15 protein-coding genes are annotated in these 18,919 nt (G+C 74.0%); 6 read left to right on the top strand and 9 right to left on the bottom strand.

What is annotated here, in order from left to right; translation table 11 throughout:
* Positions 1 to 61: 61 nt before the first annotated feature.
* From AB0C17_RS11230 to pdhA, 5 genes are all read right to left on the bottom strand, one after another.
* Complete coding sequence (locus AB0C17_RS11230) at positions 62 to 2,884, bottom strand: hypothetical protein (RefSeq protein ID WP_357478163.1); 2,823 nt, start codon at positions 2,882 to 2,884, stop codon at positions 62 to 64.
* Between the two features lie 347 nt (positions 2,885 to 3,231).
* On the bottom strand, positions 3,232 to 3,369 hold the full coding sequence (locus AB0C17_RS11225) for a hypothetical protein (RefSeq protein ID WP_176730560.1): 138 nt from the start codon (positions 3,367 to 3,369) through the stop codon (positions 3,232 to 3,234).
* 224 nt (positions 3,370 to 3,593) lie between these two features.
* Entirely contained in the window at positions 3,594 to 5,057 is a 1,464-nt protein-coding gene (locus AB0C17_RS11220; RefSeq protein WP_357385332.1) for a dihydrolipoamide acetyltransferase family protein, read from the bottom strand.
* A gap of 5 nt (positions 5,058 to 5,062) precedes the next feature.
* Complete coding sequence (locus tag AB0C17_RS11215) at positions 5,063 to 6,052, bottom strand: alpha-ketoacid dehydrogenase subunit beta (RefSeq protein WP_357385235.1); 990 nt, start codon at positions 6,050 to 6,052, stop codon at positions 5,063 to 5,065.
* The gene (pdhA, locus tag AB0C17_RS11210) at positions 6,052 to 7,230 is read right to left on the bottom strand and encodes a pyruvate dehydrogenase (acetyl-transferring) E1 component subunit alpha (RefSeq protein ID WP_357385233.1); all 1,179 of its coding nucleotides are present in this window, start codon (positions 7,228 to 7,230) and stop codon (positions 6,052 to 6,054) included. The genes AB0C17_RS11215 and pdhA overlap by 1 nt, the downstream gene beginning before the upstream one ends.
* Positions 7,231 to 7,716: 486 nt before the next feature.
* Here pdhA and AB0C17_RS11205 point away from each other — a divergent pair, with 486 nt between their 5' ends.
* Positions 7,717 to 8,463, top strand: a complete 747-nt coding sequence (locus tag AB0C17_RS11205) for a hypothetical protein (RefSeq protein WP_357385231.1) — start codon at positions 7,717 to 7,719, stop codon at positions 8,461 to 8,463.
* 33 nt (positions 8,464 to 8,496) lie between these two features.
* Here AB0C17_RS11205 and AB0C17_RS11200 read toward each other — a convergent pair whose 3' ends face one another.
* Genes AB0C17_RS11200 through AB0C17_RS11190 form a run of 3 tightly spaced genes read right to left on the bottom strand, consistent with a single transcriptional unit; the run spans position 8,497 to position 13,293 of the window.
* Entirely contained in the window at positions 8,497 to 9,723 is a 1,227-nt protein-coding gene (locus AB0C17_RS11200; protein WP_357385229.1) for a hypothetical protein, read from the bottom strand.
* 52 nt (positions 9,724 to 9,775) lie between these two features.
* Positions 9,776 to 11,479, bottom strand: a complete 1,704-nt coding sequence (locus AB0C17_RS11195; RefSeq protein WP_357385227.1) for a GTPase — start codon at positions 11,477 to 11,479, stop codon at positions 9,776 to 9,778.
* Positions 11,476 to 13,293, bottom strand: coding sequence for an ABC transporter (locus AB0C17_RS11190; protein WP_357478160.1), 1,818 nt, complete (start codon positions 13,291 to 13,293; stop codon positions 11,476 to 11,478). The genes AB0C17_RS11195 and AB0C17_RS11190 overlap by 4 nt, the downstream gene beginning before the upstream one ends.
* 210 nt (positions 13,294 to 13,503) lie before the next feature.
* On the opposite strand from AB0C17_RS11190, the gene dnaK reads away from it, so the two are divergent.
* The 5 genes from dnaK to AB0C17_RS11165 all read left to right on the top strand — a co-directional run bounded on the left by dnaK (position 13,504) and on the right by AB0C17_RS11165 (position 18,262).
* Positions 13,504 to 15,372: a molecular chaperone DnaK gene (dnaK, locus tag AB0C17_RS11185; protein WP_357385223.1), complete on the top strand. Its 1,869-nt coding sequence runs from the start codon at positions 13,504 to 13,506 to the stop codon at positions 15,370 to 15,372.
* 48 nt (positions 15,373 to 15,420) lie between these two features.
* On the top strand, positions 15,421 to 16,158 hold the full coding sequence (gene grpE, locus AB0C17_RS11180; RefSeq protein ID WP_357478157.1) for a nucleotide exchange factor GrpE: 738 nt from the start codon (positions 15,421 to 15,423) through the stop codon (positions 16,156 to 16,158).
* A 79-nt stretch (positions 16,159 to 16,237) separates the two neighbouring features.
* Positions 16,238 to 17,425, top strand: a complete 1,188-nt coding sequence (dnaJ, locus tag AB0C17_RS11175) for a molecular chaperone DnaJ (protein WP_357385219.1) — start codon at positions 16,238 to 16,240, stop codon at positions 17,423 to 17,425.
* 24 nt (positions 17,426 to 17,449) lie between these two features.
* Positions 17,450 to 17,890, top strand: a complete 441-nt coding sequence (locus AB0C17_RS11170; protein ID WP_120572381.1) for a MerR family transcriptional regulator — start codon at positions 17,450 to 17,452, stop codon at positions 17,888 to 17,890.
* A gap of 165 nt (positions 17,891 to 18,055) precedes the next feature.
* Positions 18,056 to 18,262: a hypothetical protein gene (locus AB0C17_RS11165; RefSeq protein ID WP_018785523.1), complete on the top strand. Its 207-nt coding sequence runs from the start codon at positions 18,056 to 18,058 to the stop codon at positions 18,260 to 18,262.
* Positions 18,263 to 18,353: 91 nt separating this feature from the next.
* Here AB0C17_RS11165 and AB0C17_RS11160 read toward each other — a convergent pair whose 3' ends face one another.
* Positions 18,354 to 18,782: a hypothetical protein gene (locus tag AB0C17_RS11160; protein ID WP_357385216.1), complete on the bottom strand. Its 429-nt coding sequence runs from the start codon at positions 18,780 to 18,782 to the stop codon at positions 18,354 to 18,356.
* Positions 18,783 to 18,919 lie beyond the last annotated feature (137 nt).

The raw sequence follows: 18,919 nt of genomic DNA, 5'->3' as shown, positions 1-18,919 counted from the left end.
GCACACCGGAAACGGCGGAGCGCCCACCCCGGCGAGGGATGGGCGCTCCGCGTACGTGCGGTTACTGGCCGGCCGGCTTCAGGCAGAGCACCCGGGTGGTCCCGCCGCCCTCCACCGAGACCGATGGCTGCGCCTGGTCGGCGCACTTGTCCTTGTTGTCCACTTTCGACACCACGCTGAACGCGCCCGGCTCGCCGCAGTCGGCGGCCACGGCGCTCGTGCCGGACTGCTTCACGCAGGAGCCGACCGCCGGGTCGAAGCCCGCCGACTTGTCGTCGCCGACCTTGCCGAGCAGCGTCAGCAGACCCAGCGGCACGGCGAGGATGAGCACCGCCGCGATCAGTACGGCGGCGAGCACCCGGCCGTTGCGCACCTTCGGCGGGGGCGCCTCGGTCTGCGACTCGACGGCATCCGGCTTGAACGCGTCGAAGCGGCCCTGCTCCGGCTCGCCGCCGGGGCCGTCCTGCGCCCAGGCGGGCGGGGCCTGCTGGGGCGGGGGCGGGAAGGCGTTCATCCCGCCGGCTGGGCCCTGGCCGGGCACGGCTACCGAGGCACGGCCCCCGGCCGACGGCCCGAACCGGTCCGGCTCGCCGAACGGCTCCGGCCGCCCGGCCGGGCTGCCGAACGCATCCGGCCCGCCGAACGGCTCGGGCCGCGCGGCCGGGCTGCCGAACGGTGCCTGCTGCCCGCCCGGCCCGTCGAACGTCTCCGGCCGGCCGCCCGGGCCGCCGAACGCGTCCTGGCCGCCGGGAGCGCCGTACGAGCCCGGGCCGCCGAATGCGTCCTGGCCGCCGTACGGGCTCTGCGGACCGCCGAACGGGTCACGCACGTCGGGCTGCTCGCCGCCCGGGTGCACGCCGTTTGCGGGACGGGTGTTGCCGGGCGGGTCCACGAAGGACGGCACGCCGACCGGGAACGACGGCGGCGCGGCCGGCTCGGAGGGCGCTCCGGCGTACCCGTGCGGGCCGTCGGCGTCCTCGGACCTCGCCTGCCGGCCCGGCCCAGGGAAGCCGTTGCCGTGCGGCCCGTCCTGGCCGGGGTACCCGGTCTCGTCGGGCTCGTGGGCGTCCTCGGGCTCCGGGCGGGCGGGCCGGCCGTACACCCGGGGCTGCGGCGTCGGGGCGCTGGTCGGCAGCGGCTGGTCGGACGGCGGGGTGACCCGGCTGGCCACCGGGACCGACGCGCTCGCCGAGACCGGGCCGCCCTCCGGGGAGGTACGCGGCGTGGGAACGGCGGGCGACTGCGGCTCCTCCGGGCGGGACGCCCCCCAGGCGCCGTCGCCGCGCTCCGGCTCGTACCCCTGGGGTTCGGTGCCCGGCTGGTCGGCGGGCGGCGCGGCGGCCAGCGCGGCGCCCGGCACCCGCTGCTGCTGCGCCGGCAACGGCACCGCGTTGCCGGGGGAGATGCCCGGCGCGGGCGCTGGCTGATAGGCCGGAGCGGAGTCCTCGGACCGGCCCCACGCCTCGGCCGGCGACCACGGCTCGGGCGACGGTGCGGCCGGACGCTCGTCCTGGTTGCCGCCCCAGCCGGAGGGCGCGTCGGGAGACGGTGCGGGCACGCTCGCGCGGGCCTCGGCCGGCGCGGCGGCACCCCAGGCGGGCTGCGCCGGTTCGTCAGCCGGCCGCCCGCTCTCGTGCTGCCGCGGTACGGCGGCGCCACCCCAGGCACCGCCCTGCTCGCCGGAGTCACGCTGCTGCGGTGCGGCGGGGCCGTCGTTCCAGCCACCGGCCTGCCGGCTCTGGTTCGGCTCCCAGCCGCCCGGCTGCGCCTCGGCCGGGCTTGCGGCGCGACCGGCGGCCCAGCCGCCGGAACGGTCCGGGTCCTCGCTGCGGGCCGGCTCGTCCCAGCCGCCGGACCGGTTCTCGGCCTGCGGGGCGGGCCAGCCGCCGGACCGGTGTCCCTCGTCGTGTTGCGGCGCACCCGACTGCCGCCAGCCGCCGCTGTCCTCCGGCGAGCGGCCGTCCTGATCGGACTGCTCGGCAGCGGACCAGGCGTTGTCCGGCCGGGCGGCGCCGGGCACCGGGACCGCGGCGGCGGCCCGGGCGGGCGGCGACGGGTCGGCCGGCGGCCAGGTGGCGCCGGTCTGCTGACCCGGTGCCCAGGCCGGCTGGCTCTCCCGTGGGTTCCAGCCGCCCGAGCGGTTCGGGTCGTCGGACGCGGCGGGCTGCTCGTCGCGCGGGTTCCAGCCGCCGGAGCGGTTCGGGTCGTCCGGCGGCGGCGCGGCGGCCCAGCCACCGGCGCGGCCGGGAGCGTCGTCGTGCTGCCCGCCGGTGGGCGCGAAGCCGCCGGAGCGGTGCGGGTCGTCCGCCGGGCTGGGCGTGACCCAGGTCTCGTTCGGCACGGTGGCCGGGGCGGGCACGTAACCGGTGCCGCGTGCGGCCTGGTCACCTGCCGGCGACCAGCCCGGCTGATCGCCGGAGCCCCGGCCGGGACGGTTCTGCTCGGCGGTCCAGGGGGCCTGCGCCGGCTCGGCCGGGCTGCCCGGCGGCGTGGCGGCCCAGGCGGGCGGCGACGGGTCGGCGGCGCGGTCCGGTCCGGGCTGCTCCTGGTTGCCCCAGGCGGGGCCGCCGGAACCGGCCCAGGCGGGGTTGCCCTGGTCGTTGCCGCCCCAGGCGGGCTGCGGGACCTGGGCGGTCGCCCGCCCGGTCACCGGCTGGCCGGCGGGCGGGGCCCACGCGGGTGGCTGGTCGTCGTTCGCGGCCCAGGCAGGGGCCGGCTGCGCGGGCCGGCCGGCGGGCGGGGGCGGTGCCCAGCCGAGGTCGGGTGCGCCGTTGTACCCGTTGTCCTGCTGCGCCGGCTGATCGCCGTACGGCACCGGTCCGCCGGTGCCCGGCGACACCTCGCCCGGCTCGTGGCCGGGGCGGTGCGGAGCCTCGGACGTCATGGGTGCGCCTCCTCCATCACAGGTCGGCCGCCGATGCCGGTCGGGAGACCGTCGGCACGGCTGCCGGCGTCGCCGGCGGGTACCGGCCGTGCGGGCTCCCCGCACCGTATCCGGTGGTCGCCCGAGGCCGCTCGGGGGAGCATCAGCGGTCACCGAATGTCACCGGACGACGTCGATGGGTTTCGCTGTCTCTCGTGCGTCCGGAGTCAGCCGGTTGGCGACCGTGCCAACCGTACCGGGCGGTGGAGCGAGGTGGAATCCCGGTGCCGAGCGATACCGATACGCCGAAGACCCGCCCGGTGCCGGGCGGGTCTTCGGACTGGAGGAGGTGAGAAAGGTGTGTGGCGTCAGCTCAGGTGACGCTGGGCGATGGCGAGAAGCTCCTCGCGGACCGCGGGCGAGTTGGCGGACCGCAGCGCGTGCTCGATGGCGCGGGCGCGGCGGTTGGCGTCGCGGCGGGTGCGGATTCGCTCGATCATGCTCATCTCGGGTCTCTCCTCCTGGCTATTCGGTTGTCAGCCCCTTGATGTCTCTATTTAAGCGCACCGGGCCGCCGATCGCCATCGATTATTAGGTGAGCTGAACCACGTACCTAAGGATCGTAGGTCCACACGACTGCGGACCCTTTGATTCTGTTCCCTCAACGGCCGCGGCCGGTGTGCCGGGCGTTCACCCGTGGCACACCGGCCGTGACCGGAGCGGTGGTACGTCAGGTCCAGGCGAGCAGCGCCGCCTCCGGGTCGGCCAGGAAGTCCCCGATGTCGCGGAGGAACTTCGAGCCCAGCTCACCGTCGATGATCCGGTGATCGAAGGACAGCCCCAGCGTGGTCACCAGGCGCGGCTTGACCTTGCCCTTGTGCACCCACGGCTGCTCGCGTACCGCGCCGAAGGCGAGGATCGCCGACTCGCCCGGGGGCAGGATCGGCGTACCGGTGTCGACGCCGAAGACGCCGACGTTGGTGATGGTGAGCGTGCCGCCGGACATGTCCGACGGGGACGTCCGGCCCGACTTCGCGGTCCGCACCAGCTCCGTCATCGCGTCCGCCAGCTCGCGTAGCGAGAGTCGCCCGGCGTCCTTGATGTTCGGCACGATCAGACCGCGTTCGGTGGCCGCCGCGATGCCGAGGTTGACGTACTCCTTCACCACGATCTCGTCGCCGGCCCAGGTCGAGTTGACCATCGGGTGCCGCTTGACCGCCAGCAGCACCGCCTTGGCGACGAGCAGCAGCGGTGAGACGCGTACGTCCCGCCACTCGCGCCGGTCACGCAGCCGGTCCAGCGCCTTCATCGCCCGGGTCACGTCGACGGTCAGGAACTCCGTGACGTGCGGGGCGGTGAATGCCGAGCGGGCCATGTTCTCGGCGGTGAGCTTGCGTACCCCCTTGACCGGGATGCGCTGCTCGCGGTCCGCGCCGAAGCTCGCCGCCGACGCGGCCGGTGCCGCGACCGTCAGCGGCTCGGCCGCCGCCGGGGTCGCCGTCGCCGCCCGCTGTACGTCCTCGCGGGTGATCGAGCCGAGCGGACCCGAGCCGGTGAGCGTGGCCAGGTCGATGCCGAGATCCTTCGCCAGCTTGCGGACCGGCGGCTTGGCCAGCACCGGACCGGAGACCCGGCCGTTGCCGTTCACCGCCGGCGTCACCGGCGCGGGAGCGACAGGCGCGGGTGCCGCCGGGGCGGCGGCCTGAGCCGGTGCGGCCGGCTGCGCCGGCACGTCGCCCCTGCGCGGACGGCGCTTGGCCGGGGCGTTGCGCGGGCCGTAGCCGACCAGCACGGCGGTACGCCCACCCGGGGCCACACCACCGATCAGGCCCGGCTCGACCATGCCCTCGGCGGGCGCGACCTGCACCGCCGCCAGCGACGCGGCCGACGGGGTGGGCAGCTCCGACGTGGGGACGGCGGTGGTCGACTCCTCGATCGGCCCGGCGCCCGGGTCGGTGTCGATCGCGATGATCGGCACGCCGACCTCGACGGTCGACCCCTCCGGGTGGAAGATCGCCTGCACCCGGCCGGCCCACTTCGCCGGGATCTCGACCGCCGCCTTGGCGGTCTCCACCTCGACGATCGGCTGGTTCAGCTCGATGTCGTCGCCGACCTTGACGAGCCAGGCGAGGATCTCGCCCTCGGTCAGGCCCTCGCCGAGGTCGGGAAGGTTGAACTCCTTGATCCGGGACATGCCGCTCACCAGCCGAAGGTGCGGTCGACGGCGTCGAGCACCCGGTCCAGGTCGGGCAGGTACTCCTCCTCCACCCGGGCGGCCGGGTAGGGGGTGTCGAAGCCGGTCACCCGCAGCACCGGGGACTCCAGGGAGTAGAAGCACTCCTCGGTGATCCGGGCCGCGATCTCCGACCCGAGACCCAGGTTGCCCGGGGCCTCGTGCACCACCACGCAGCGGCCGGTGCGCCGCACCGACTCGTACACGGCGGTCAGGTCCAGCGGCGAGATCGTGCGCAGGTCGATGACCTCCAGCTCGCGGCCGTCCTCGGCGGCGGCGGTGGCCGCGTCCAGCGCGGTGCGGACCATCGGGCCGTACGCCAGCACCGTCGCGTCGGTGCCGGCCCGCACGACCCGGGCCGAGTGCAGCGGGTACGCGTCGGCGACCGGCGCGTCCAGGTCCACCGGACCCTTCTCCCAGTAGCGCCGCTTCGGCTCCAGGAACACGATCGGGTCGTCCGACGCGATGGCCTGCTGGATCATCACGTACGCGTCCTGCGGGTTCGCGCAGCTCACCACCTTGAGACCGGCGGTGTGCGCGAAGTACGCCTCGGGCGACTCGGAGTGGTGCTCGACAGCGCCGATGCCGCCGCCGAACGGGATGCGGATGACCATCGGGATCCGCACCTTGCCCTGCGAGCGGTAGTGCATCTTCGCCACCTGCGACACGATCTGGTCGTACGCGGGGTAGACGAAGCCGTCGAACTGGATCTCGCAGACCGGCCGGAAACCACGGATGGCCAGGCCGACGGCGGTGCCGATGATGCCGGACTCCGCCAGCGGGGTGTCGATCACGCGCTGGTCGCCGAAGTCCTTCTGGAGGCCGTCGGTGATCCGGAACACGCCGCCGAGCTTGCCGACGTCCTCGCCCATGATGACGACCTTGGGGTCGTTCTCCAGGGCCCGCCGCAGGCCGGTGTTGAGTGCCTTGCCGAGGGTGAGCGTCTCCGTGGCCATCAGTGCGCGCTCCCCTCGAAGGACTCCATGTACTGCGTGAACCGGGCCCGCTGCTCGTCCAGCTCGGGAGAGCCGTTGGGGTAGACGTGGTCGAACATGGTCACCGGCTGCGGGTCGGGCATGGCGAGCACGCGCTCGCGCAGGTGCACCGACTCGGTGCGGGCCTGCTCGTCGACCTCGGTGAAGAACGACTCGTCGGCGATCTTCTGCTTGGTGAGGAACGCCTTCATCCGGGCGATCGGGTCCTTGGCCTGCCACGCCTCGACCTCGCTGGCGATGCGGTAGCGGGTCGGGTCGTCCGAGGTGGTGTGCGCGCCCATCCGGTAGGTGTACGCCTCGATCAGGCTCGGGCCCTGGCCGTTGCGCGCGTTGTCCAGCGCGTGCCGGGTCACCGCGTACGACGCGAGCACGTCGTTGCCGTCCACCCGGACGCCGGGGAAGCCGAAACCGCCGGCCCGCCGGTACAGCGGCACGCGGGTCTGCCGCTCCAGCGGCTCGGAGATGGCGTACTGGTTGTTCTGGCAGAAGAACACCAGCGGGGCGTTGAAGACGCTGGCCCAGACGAACGACTCGTTGACGTCGCCCTGGCTGGTGGCGCCGTCGCCGAAGTAGGCGATGACCGCCTCGCCGTCCTCGCCGCCGGTCTTGCCGTCCATGGCGACGCCCATGGCGTACCCGGTCGCGTGCAGGGTCTGCGCCCCGATGACGATCGTGTACATGTTGAACTTGAACTCGTTCGGGTCCCAGCCGCCCTGGTCGACGCCACGGAACAGGCCCAGCGGCATGATCGGGTCGATGCCGCGGCAGTAGAGCACGCCGTGCTCGCGGTAGGTCGGGAAGGCCATGTCCTGCGTACGCAGCGCCCGGCCGGAGCCGACCTGCGCGGCCTCCTGGCCCAGCAGGCTGGCCCACAGGCCCAGCTCGCCCTGGCGCTGCAGGGCGGTGGCCTCGGCGTCCAGCTTGCGGACCAGCACGAGGTCGCGGTAGAGCCCGCGGTACTCCTCGTCGGTGAAGTCGACGCGATACTCGGTCCCGTCCGGGCCGAGCGCGGTCTCGATCCGCTCACCCTCGGGGGTCAGCAGCTGTACGAGTTCCGGTTCACCGGTCGCGGCGGCGCGTCTGGTGCGGGGTGCGGCCCGCTTGCTGCGGGTGGCGGCCCCGGGGTCGCCCTTTGCCATCCGTCTCTCCCTGTCTGTCTGCGCCGGCGCCGGGGGTGACCCGAGCCGAGCACCTCGTGCGCCGCCCGGCTGGTGCCGGGTCGGTCCCTGGCGACCGCGCCTCACCCCGGTAGGGGTTGCCGCGCGGCGTGAGCCGGAGTCAGTCGGGGACGGACCCTGGCCCGGGAGCGCCGGCATCGTTCCGCACCAGCCGCGGGGTACGCGGAGGTGCCGGCTGCGTTGCCGTCATGCCTGAATGATTGCAGAGGAGGTGAGCGGGCCCACAGTATGGCCTCCCTCGCAGGTGAGGTTCGGTCGGGTTGACGACGGATGAGCGGGTTTGTCCGCAGTGGCGAGAGGGCCCGACGTACAAAATGTGTGTCGACACGCGGTTGCGGCTGGTGAACTGAGCGTCACTGGGTCAAGCTGACGTCGAGCCCTAGCGCGGCATTTGTCCTAATATCCGCGCGCGCTCTCCCGTCCTGTCCGCACGTGAGGAGTGTGCCGGTGTCCGAACCAGAGGGTCCGCCCGGTACGCCCCTCCTCGGCCGGCACCGGGCGCTGCCCGCCTCGCCGTACCGCCGGATCGTGGGCGCGCACCGCGCCTCCGGAACCGGCGGTCCCAGCCGCGGCTACCTGCTCACCGTGGCCCTGCTCGCCGGCACCGCGTCGATGCCGATCCTCGCCGCGATCAGCACCGGCTCGGCCACCGTCGGCAACAGCGCGCTCCCCGACACGAGCACCCCGTTCCTGCCGACCCCCTCCGTCGGACCGGTGGTCATCCCGATGCCGCACGGCACCCAGGCCCCCGTGCCGTCCACACCCACGCCCGCCGTCGACGTGACCTCGGTGCCCCCGGCGCGACCGTTCATCCCGGTACTCCCGGCGGCGCCGGCCCTGCCCGACGACAGCGACCTCGGCTCCCGGCGCCGGTCCCGCCCGGTCGCCGTACCGCCGCCGCCGTCCACGCCGGTCCGTCCCACGCCGGTACGCCCGCCGCGCCCGTCTCCGGTGCCCTCACCGTCGCCGTCGCACCCGGGTACGCCCGAGCCCAGCCGGACCCCGAGCCCCAGCCCGAGCCCCGAGCCGTCCGTCACGACAGTCGAGCCGACCTCCGAGCCCTCGGACACCGCCGAGCCGACGTCCGAGCCGCCCTCGGACCCCACCACCGAGCCCACCGCCACGTCGTCGTCGGGTTCCACCGCCGAGCCGACAACACCAGCCGATACGCCGACGCCCACAGCGACCGCCTAGGGGCGTGGCCACGCGACGACGGGGCGCCTCGGGTCAGGCCGGGTCGTCGGTGAGGCGGTGACGGTTCGCCTCGATCCACGCGTTCAGCGCCTCCGGGTCGTCCGGGTCCACCCCGTCCGCCATCAGCTGGGCCACCGCCGCGGTGGCCGGACTGCGCCGCTCGCCGGTGCTGTAGAGCCGGGCGAACTCCGGGACCATCTCGGTGATCGCCTCGTCCGTCCGGGCGGCGGCCGGCTGCGACAGCCCGCGTTGCCGGGCCGCGTACGCCGCCCAGGCGCGCAGCACCCGGGGAAGCATCGCCGCGTCGTCCATGTCCAGCACGGCGCGGCGGTGCACCCAGTCGAGCAGGAACAGCTCGGCCACCATCGGGCTCCACCGCATCGGGTCGGCATCAGGGAAGCTGGCCGCGTGGTCGAGCAGCAGGCCGAGGCAGAAATGCAGCGAGGCCAGCTCGCCGTCGGCCACCTCGGGCAGGCCGAACCGGGCCGCCTCCGGCGAGTCGAGGAAAACCCGGACCAGGCGGGTGCGTTCCTCGTCGGTGGGCGGCGGCACGACCGCCGGACCGGGCGGCGGCGTCGGCCCCGGCAGCGCGGCCAGCCGGGCGCCCACCAGCGCCCGGTCGGTGGCGAGCGAGCCCTGCGCGGGCAGCTCGGCGAGGTCGTCGGTGACCGCCAGGTGACGGCTCACCTCGGCGTGCATCCGGGCCGGGTCCTCGGTGCGGAACCAGGTGAACTCGTCCTCGGTGCAGATCTCCCGGGCCTGCTCGACGATCCGTCCGGCCGGACCGCCGACGAAGACGTCCTTGGTGATGCCGATGTTGTGGTCGACGAGGGCCACCAGGGCGTGCTCCGGGCCGCCTTCCTCCTCGTCGTCGTACGCGAAGGTGGCGAGGTAGGAGGTCTGGTCGCCGTACACGTCGCCGTAGGCCCAGGCGCCCGTCACGCGCACCCGGCCGAGCTGGCCGGCCCACGACGGGGCGTACGCGCCGGGCCGGACCCGGGCGGCGCCCTCGGCGTCGGGCACCAGGGCGGCGAAGACGGCCCGCAGGGTGGTCGCGGCGGCGCTGCGGCGCCGGGACGTGGCGGCGAGGAAGCCGCTGACGAACTCGCGGACGGCCTGCTCCCGGTCGTGCTCCGCGACGGCGTAGACGCTGCCCAGCAACGCGGCGCCGAGCATTTCCGCGTCCAGGGCCGAGTCGAGCCTCGTCACGTCGCGCGCGGCGTGCAGCACCGCGTCGTAGGGGGTCTGTGGCGTGGCCATGCGTCGACCCTACGCCGCACGCGCCGCCCTCACACCGGTCAGCACGCCGGGCTCAGCGCCGTCCCGCCTCGCGCAGCGCGTCCCGCGCCGTGCCGTAGCGCGCCAGCACCGCCCAGACCGGGTCCAGCACGTACTTCTCGCTGACGCTGCCCACCGACGTGAGCAGGCGTTCCTCGGCCCGCGACCGGGCCCGCCGGGCCGCCCACCCGACCACCGGCCGGGTCACCGCCGCGATCAGCAGCCCGGCCAGCAGGCCGCCGAGCAGCAGGACGGTCGGCCACGGCACCACGCCGAGCGTCGGGTGCTCCAGCGGCGGCAGGCCGAGCAGGCGCACCGCGTACCCGAGGAGCAGCCAGACCAGGCCGGCCAGCGCGGCGAGGGTGACCACCCACTGGAGCGCGCCCACCACCCGCCACCAGGCCGGTCGCCGCTCCATGCCCAGGTCGGTCGCCGCGACCGCGTGGTCGAGCGCGCCCGGCAGGTCGGCCTGCCGGGCCCGGGCCGCGGCGGTCACCGCGGTGGGCCACGGCACCGGCAGGCCGGCCCCGGACCGCTCGGCCACCGCGCGGATCGCCAGCGTGACGGCGGAGCGCTGCGCGGCCGTCGGATCGGGTACGGAGGTGGCCGCGACCAGGCTCTCCGCCGGCGCGTCCGGATCCCGGCCGGACAGGTGCAGCCGGCGCAGCGGATCCGGCCGCAGCTTGCGCCAGCTCCGCAGCAGCGGCCAGCCGGTGTTGCCCACCGCCCGGTGCCGGTACGCGCCCTCCACCGCCGCCGCCACCGTCGGCACCCCGGCCGCCCCGGCGAGTGCCCGGGTCAGCTCCTGTGCCGAGGCGTCACCGGGCCGGGTGCGCGGCGGCTCCGGCCCCACGAGCGGTTCGAGATCGGCCACCACGGCGTCCACGTCGCCGGAGAGCCGGCGCAGCGCGGCCTGCCGCTCGGCGACCGTGCGCTCCAGCTCGGCCCGCAGCCCGTCCAGCCCGTTCGGGTCCACCGCGACTGTGGGCAGCAGCGGCACCCCGTCCAGCCCGTCGGCGTCGAGCAGCCGGCGCAGGTCGTCGAGGACCTTGGGCAGCTCGGTCGGGTGCAGCCGGTCGGCCTGGTTGAGCACCACGACCGTGACGTCCCGGTGCCTGTGGAACTCGCGCAGGTAGCTGGTGTGGATCACGCGGTCGGCGTACTTCTGCGGGTCGACCACCCAGACCACCAGGTCGACCAGGCCGAGCAGGCGGTCGACCTCCAGCCGGTGGCCGTGCTGCACCGAGTCGAAGTCGGGCAGGTCGAGCAGCACCAGGCCGTGCAGGTTCGACTCGTCGTCGCCGTCGAGCGGGCTCTCCCGGACGAACCGGTGCCGGGGCAGCACCCCCACCCAGTCGAGCAGCCGGACCGCGCCGTCCAGGGGGCCCCACACGCAGGCGTGCGCGACACCGGTGGTGGGCCGGCGCACGCCGACCGGGGAGAGGTCGAGCCGGGCCAGCGAGTTGAACAGGCTCGACTTGCCGCTGCCGGTCGCGCCGGCGAGCGCGACCACCGTGTGCCGGCCGGAGAGCGCGAGGCGGTCACCGGCGCGCTCGACCACCGTGTGGGCGGGGACGAGCTGGGCGTCGGGCACGTGGCCGTCCACCGCGCCGAGGAACCGCTGGATCGCGGTCAGCCGTTCGATCAGGACGTCCGGGTCGACCCGCTGCTCACCCCGCATCGCCTCGCGTATCCGTCCCACGATGTTGCTCACGGTGCCGTCCTTGCCTGCGCTCACGGGCGGCCGTCCTGCTCGGGGGTCGGGAACAGACCGCTGCGGTGCCGGGCCCGCTCGACCTCGACGGCGGCCCAGCGCAGCGCCGCGCCGGCGTTCGCGGCCGGGCGTTCGGCCTCGGTGCGGGTCAGGTAGCGCGCGGCCTCCTCGGCCAGCAGCTTGCCGACCCGGTCGAGCAGGTCGACGCGGGCCGTGCGGGCCAGGTTGCGGACCGCCTGGTCGCCGAAGATCGCCTGGAGCACCGTCTGCCCGGCCACCGCGGTGCCGGTGCCGGCGGCGACCTCCAGCCCGGTGGGGATGAACGCGGTGGAGGCGAACACGCCGATCATGACGGCGAGGCCGGTGGCGTTCACCGCGTACGCGGCCGTGCGGGCCACGAACCGCCGGTCGCCGCCCTCGACCCGGACCAGCTCCAGCACGCCGCGCTGCCAGTCGCGGACGAGCTGCTCGGCCCGCTCGGGCAGGTCGGCCGAGGGGTGGGCCAGGTCCGGTTCCAGCAGCGCCGCGCCCGCCGGGTGCGCCTTCCAGCTGGTGTACGCGTTCTCCGCCGCCTCGGCGGTCACCCCGCGCAGCAGCGTGACGAGCTGGGACTCGATCGCGGTACGCAGTTCCGCGGCGGGTGCGGGCCGTCCGGTGACCGCGGCGACCACCCGGTCGCGCAGCCGCCCGATGCGGGCCTCCAGCCCACGGAAGAACTCGCCGGTGCCGACGAACTCCTGCCAGCGGGCCAGCACTTCGCCGCGCAGCAACCGGCCGTCCTTGAGCCCCTGGTCGACGCTCCGCTCCGCGCCGCGGTACGCGGCCTGGACCCGCTCGTCCAGCGCGTCGGCGGCGGTGACCTGCTCGTCGGCGGCCTCGGCCAGCACCTCCACCACCGGGTGCAGCGCGGCGAGCGCGCCGTCGAGCGTCTGCCGGACCACCGCGGCGCGGGCCTCGGCGTCGGCGGCCAGCCGGGTGAACCAGTCGCTCAGCGGTGCGGTGATCCGGTCCGGCAGCAGCCCCTGCCCGTCCACCCAGGTCTCCGGCAGCACGAACAGCGGCGCGGCGCCCAGTTCCTGCTCGGCGAGCATCTCGGACAGGTGGGTGGCGATCTCGTCGGCCGCCTCCGGGGGGACCCGGTCCAGCACCATCGCCACCGCGGTGCCCCGGGCGCTGGCGTTGCGCAGCAGTTCCCAGGGCACGGCGTCGGCGTAGCGGGCGGCGGTGGTGACGAACAGCCAGAGGTCGGCGGCGGCGAGGAGCTGGCCGGCGAGCGCCCGGTTGGCGTCGACCACCGAGTCGATGTCGGGCGCGTCGAGGAAGGCCAGGCCGGGCGGCAGCGCCGGGGCGGTGACCAGGTGCAGGGTGCCCGGCTGGTCGCTTGGTTCGGTGGTCCGGGTCAGGCCGGGCAGCAGCTCGCCCTGCCGGAACCAGGAGGCGTCGGCCGGGCTGCACACGAGCACCGGGGAGCGGGTGGTCGGGCGGAGCACACCGGCCGCGCTGACCCGCGCCTTCACCAGGCTGTTGACGAGCGTCGACTTGCCGGCACCGGTGGAGCCGCCGACGACCACCAGGAGCGGGGCGTCGAGGCGGGCCAGCCGGGGCAGCAGGTAGTCGTCGAGCTGGTCGGTGACGCTCGCCGCGGCGTGCCGGGCCGGCTCGGCCGAGGGCAGGGCGAGCGGGAAGCGGGCCGCGCCGATCGCGGCCCGCAGGCCGGTGAGCGCGGCGGGCAGGCCGTCGGCGGCGTGAGCAGGCTGGTCGTCGCCGGTGGTGGCTCCGGTGCGGGCTGCGACGGCGGGCGCGCCGGCACGGGTGGCGGAATCGCCATGCGTCGTCACCGCTAAAGCGTGCCCGACCGACGCAAGGTAAGACAACCGGACGGTAGTAACGGTCGGGTTGCGCCGGGTCGGCTCAACCTCGACTTGCGGATTGGCGAACGCGTGGCACTATTGAGTCAAGTTCACTCAACTTGTGGTGCGGTCGCTTCCGGGCGGCCCGCCGGGCAGGCCGTCTGACCTGCTCACCCGTTATGAAGCGAGGAAGCGAACATGGCACGTGCGGTCGGCATCGACCTCGGCACGACGAACTCCTGCGTCAGCGTTCTCGAGGGCGGTGAGCCCACCGTCATCGCCAACGCCGAGGGCTCGCGTACGACTCCCTCGATCGTCGCGTTCGCCCGCAACGGCGAGGTGCTCGTCGGTGAGGTCGCCAAGCGCCAGGCGGTGACCAACCCCGACCGGACCATCCGGTCGGTCAAGCGTGAGATCGGCACCAACTGGACCGTCGACATCGACGGCAAGAAGTACACCCCGCAGGAGATCTCGGCGCGCACGCTGATGAAGCTCAAGCGGGACGCCGAGGCGTACCTGGGCGAGCAGATCACCGACGCGGTGATCACCGTCCCGGCCTACTTCAACGACGGGCAGCGCCAGGCCACCAAGGAGGCCGGTGAGATCGCCGGCTTCAACGTGCTGCGGATCGTGAACGAGCCGACCGCGGCGGCCCTGGCGTACGGCCTGGACAAGGGCTCCAAGGAGCAGACCGTCCTGGTCTTCGACCTCGGTGGCGGCACCTTCGACGTGTCGCTGCTGGAGCTGGCCGAGGGCGTGGTGGAGGTCAAGTCCACAAGCGGTGACAACCAGCTCGGTGGTGACGACTGGGACCAGCGCATCATCGACCACCTGGTGAAGACGTTCCGCGGCGAGCACGGCATCGACCTCTCGCAGGACAAGATGGCGATGCAGCGGCTCAAGGAGGCGGCCGAGAAGGCCAAGATCGAGCTGTCCGCCGCCACCACCAGCAACATCAACCTGCCGTACATCACCGCCGGTTCGGCCGGCCCGCTGCACCTCGACGTGACGCTCAGCCGCGCCGAGTTCCAGCGCATGACGCAGGACCTGCTGGACCGCTGCAAGGGCCCGTTCGAGCAGGCCGTGAAGGACGCCGGGATCAAGATCTCCGACGTCGACCACGTCATCCTGGTCGGCGGCTCGACCCGTATGCCGGCCGTGACCGACCTGGTCAAGCAGCTCACCGGCCGCGACCCGAACAAGGGCGTCAACCCGGACGAGGTCGTCGCCGTCGGCGCGGCCCTCCAGGCCGGTGTGCTCAAGGGTGAGGTCAAGGACGTCCTGCTGCTCGACGTGACCCCGCTGAGCCTGGGCATCGAGACCAAGGGCGGCATCTTCACCAAGCTCATCGAGCGCAACACCACCATCCCGACCAAGCGCTCCGAGGTGTTCACCACCGCCGACGACAACCAGCCGTCGGTGCTGATCCAGGTGTTCCAGGGCGAGCGGGACATCGCCGCCTACAACAAGAAGCTCGGCACCTTCGAGCTGACCGGTCTCCCGCCGGCCCCGCGCGGCGTGCCGCAGATCGAGGTCACGTTCGACATCGACGCCAACGGCATCGTGAACGTGCACGCGAAGGACCTGGGCACCGGCAAGGAGCAGAAGATGACGATCACCGGCGGCTCCTCGCTGCCGAAGGACGACATCGAGCGGATGCGCCGGGACGCCGAGGAGCACGCCGACGAGGACAAGCGTCGCCGTGAGGAGGCCGAGACCCGCAACGTGGCCGAGGCGCTCCAGTGGCAGACCGAGAAGTTCCTCGCCGAGAGCGGCGACAAGCTGCCCGGCGAGAACCGCGACCAGCTCAACGAGGCGCTCGGCGAGCTGCGCAGCGCCCTCGGCGGACAGGACATCGAGAAGATCAAGTCCGCGCACGAGAAGCTGGCGCAGGTCTCCCAGCAGGCGGGCTCGCTGCTCTACGCCCAGCAGCAGGAGGGCGAGCAGACCGCCCCGGGTGCGGCCGGGCCGGGCGCGGGTGCCGGCGCGGGTGCGGCCGGTGGCCCGAAGGCCGGTGGCGCCGACGACGTGGTCGACGCGGAGATCGTGGACGAGGACAAGAAGTGACATCCGGTCCCGGACACGATTCGCACGGCAGAGGGATGAGGTAACCGCATGACGGACAAGCCACGAGCGGCCGACCCGGGTGCCACCGGGTCGGCGCCGGGCGCCGGCAAGGACACCGGCGACGAACCCCGGGTCGTCATCCGCGACAAGCGCAAGCTCGGCAAGGCGACCGAGCAGTCGGCGAACGACGCCTCGGCGGCCGACGCGGCCGCCGACGCGCCCGCCGAAGGGCTGGTCGAGGAGGCCGAGGTCGTGGTCGACGAGATCGGCGGCGAGGCCGAGGTCAGCGGTCCGGCAGTGGTCGACTCGCCCGCCGAGCCGAACGGCGGGACCGGCACGGACGCGCCACTCGGCACCGAGCTGGAGTCGCTGCGCACCGACCTGGAGGAGCGCACCCGCGACCTCCAGCGGGTGACGGCGGAGTACGCCAACTACCGCAAGCGGGTCGACCGGGACCGCAACCTGGTGCAGGAGCAGGCCACCGGGGCGGTGCTGACCGCGCTGCTGCCGATCCTCGACGACCTGGACCGGGCCCGCGAGCACGGCGACCTGGTGGGCCCGTTCGGCAGCGTGGCCGAGCAGCTCACCGGTGCGCTCGCCAAGTTCGGCCTGACCGCGTTCGGCGAGAAGGGTGACCCGTTCGACCCGACCCGGCACGAGGCGGTGGCGCACCAGACCTCCGCCGACGTGACCGAGCCGACCTGCGTACAGGTCATGCGCCGGGGTTACCAGCTCGGCGAGCGGCTGCTGCGGCCCGCCATGGTCGCGGTCGCGGACCCGGAGTAGTGCCGACCCGTGACGTCCCGCCCGCCCGCACCGGGCGGGCGGGACGACCGGGATTCGACCCGTGGAAGGGGGTGGACCGGTGAGTTCCAAGGACTGGATCGAGAAGGACTACTACGCCGCGTTGGGCGTGGACAAGTCCGCCTCCTCGGACGAGATCAAGAAGGCGTACCGCAAGTTGGCCCGGGAGTCGCACCCGGACCACAACCCCGGCGACAGCGGGGCCGAGGAGCGGTTCAAGACCGTCTCCGAGGCGTACGCGGTGCTCGGTGACGAGAAGAAGCGCCGCGAGTACGACGAGATGCGCTCGCTGTTCGGCTCCGGCGCGTTCCGGCGCAGCGCCCGCGGCGGGGGCCAGCCGGGCGGCATGCCGTTCGACGTCTCCGACCTGTTCGGCGGCGGCGCCGGCGGCGGCGACAGCCGGTTCAGCGGCGGCGGTTTCACCGACCTGTTCAGCACGATCTTCTCCGGTGGCGGCGGGGGCGGTGGCCCGGCGCGTCCGCGCGGCCCGGCCCGTGGCCGCGACGTCGAGGCCGAGGTGGCGCTCGACTTCACCGACGCGGTGAACGGGGTCACGCTGCCGCTGACGCTGCGCGCCCCCGGGGTCTGCGAAACCTGCCACGGCAACGGCGCCAAGCCCGGCACCCAGCCGGTGGCCTGCCCGGTCTGCCACGGCGCCGGGGTGACCACCCGCAACCAGGGGTCGTTCAGCTTCTCCGAGCCGTGCCGCAACTGCCAGGGCGTCGGCACGATCGTCGAGGAGAAGTGCCCGGAGTGCCACGGCACCGGCGGGGTCACCAAGACCCGCACGCTGACCGTGCGCTTCCCCGCCGGGGTGGCCGACGGGCAGCGGATCCGGCTGGCCGGCCGGGGCGAGCCCGGCGAGCGGGGCGGTCCGGCCGGTGACCTGTTCGTGCAGGTGAAGGTTCGCCCGGACGAGCTGTTCGGGCGTACCGGGGACGACCTGACCCTGAACGTCCCGATCACGTACGCCGAGGCGGTTCTCGGCACGGACCTGCGCGTACCGACCCTGGACGGGACGGTGACCCTGCGGGTGCCACCGGGTACGCCCAGCGGGCGGGTGCTGCGCGCCCGCGGCAAGGGCGTCGTACGCAAGGACGGCCGCGCCGGTGACCTGCTGGTCACGCTCGACGTGGTGGTCCCGGCGAAGGTCTCGGACGAGGCGCGGGCGGCGCTGGAGACCTTCGCGGCGCAGACTCCGCCCGCCGCGCGGGAACATCTCGAGGCGCGGGTACGTCGATTCAGTTGACGGCGGCAGCGGAGGTGAGCGGGCATGTCGGAGGAGTACGTCGGCTCGGGTGACCCGGCCTACGAGGCCAAGGTCTTGATGATCTCGGTGGCCGCGCGGATGGCGGGGATGCACCCCCAGACGCTGCGCCAGTACGACCGGCTGGGCCTGGTGCAGGCCGGCCGGGCGTCCGGCGGCGGTCGCCGGTACAGCGTCCGGGACGTGGTGCTGCTCCGCGAGGTGCAGCGGCTCAGCCAGGACGACGGGATCAACCTGGCCGGGGTCAAGCGGATCATCGGGTTGGAGCGGCTGCTCGAAGAGGCGCAGCAGCGGGTGGCCCGGCTGGAGGCGGAGCTGGACGCCGCGTACCGGCGGATCGCCGAGCTGGAGTCGCTCGGCGGCTTCCCCCGCGGTGACCTCGTGCCCACAAACCGCACGTCCACAGCGCTCGTCGTCTGGCGTCCACGCCGCGCTCCCGACCGCTGACCTCCTCGTATCGGAAGGCCGGTGCGCCCCGCTCCCCCGGGGTCGCGCCGGCCTTCGTCGTGCGCGGGCGGTCGGCGGAAAACGGGGTGCGGCAGGGTGGGGTCCACTACGCTTTCCGCAGGGGCAAAAAGCCTCAAAGCGGACTCCGGGCTGGCGGGGGGAGTCATGACGGAACCGGCGAAGAAGGTGGCCGAGCGCGCGGAAGAACGGCTGGAGAAGGTGGCCGAGAACGTCCGCGAGCGGTTCGACCGGGTCACCGAGGGACGCTTCAGCGACAAGGTCAAGGAAGGGCGCTTCGCCGACCAGACGGACCACGGCGTGGACCGGGCGCGGGACGACGAGCGACGCCGTAAGCAGGGCGGATCGACCTGACGATCCGCCGACGTGCGGGCCGGGATCCACGGGGGATCCCGGCCCGTTCGTATCCGGGGGATCGCGGCCCGTTCGTATCCGGCGGCGAGGGTCAGAGGCGGCGGTTCTCGCGGACCAGGCCGCCCTCGCACCAGTCCCGGTAGACGAAGAGATCCGGCCGGGCCAGCAGCACCCGGCTGTTGTGCGCCCAGTTGCGCATCAGGTCGTCGCCGGACTTCTCGGCCTGCTCGACCAGCTTGCGGAACCGGCGCTTCGGGTGGGCGCGGAAGTTCGTCCGGATGCCGTCGGCGGCATAGATGTAGAGGCAGTGCAGGGCGAACCGCCGGGCCGGGCAGCTCTGGTCCATCGCCAGGTCGAACAGCGTCTGCACCAGGTGGTCACCGGCGACCAGCAGGTCCCAGTCCGGCGGCATCGAGGTCAGCGGCACCGAGTCCGGTTGATACGCCCACGCGCGCAGTTCGGTGGGCGAGGGATCGACGGGGTTGGCGAAGCCGCGGAACGTACCTTCCTGCACGCTCACCGGCCGACCTTCCGCTTGCGCTGGCGGGGGGCGCAGGCCACCCGCGGACCCTGGCTGCTGGGCCGAAACGTTAACGCGGTTGGACGGAGCAGTGGTAGACCTTCCCGGGATCAATTTGACAACGCCGGGCCGGATCT

It is taken from the genome of Micromonospora sp. NPDC048887, assembly GCF_040649715.1.
Classification (GTDB): domain Bacteria; phylum Actinomycetota; class Actinomycetes; order Mycobacteriales; family Micromonosporaceae; genus Micromonospora.
The sequence above is the reverse complement of the archived record's forward strand: the minus strand, read 5'-3'. Positions and strand labels throughout refer to the sequence as shown.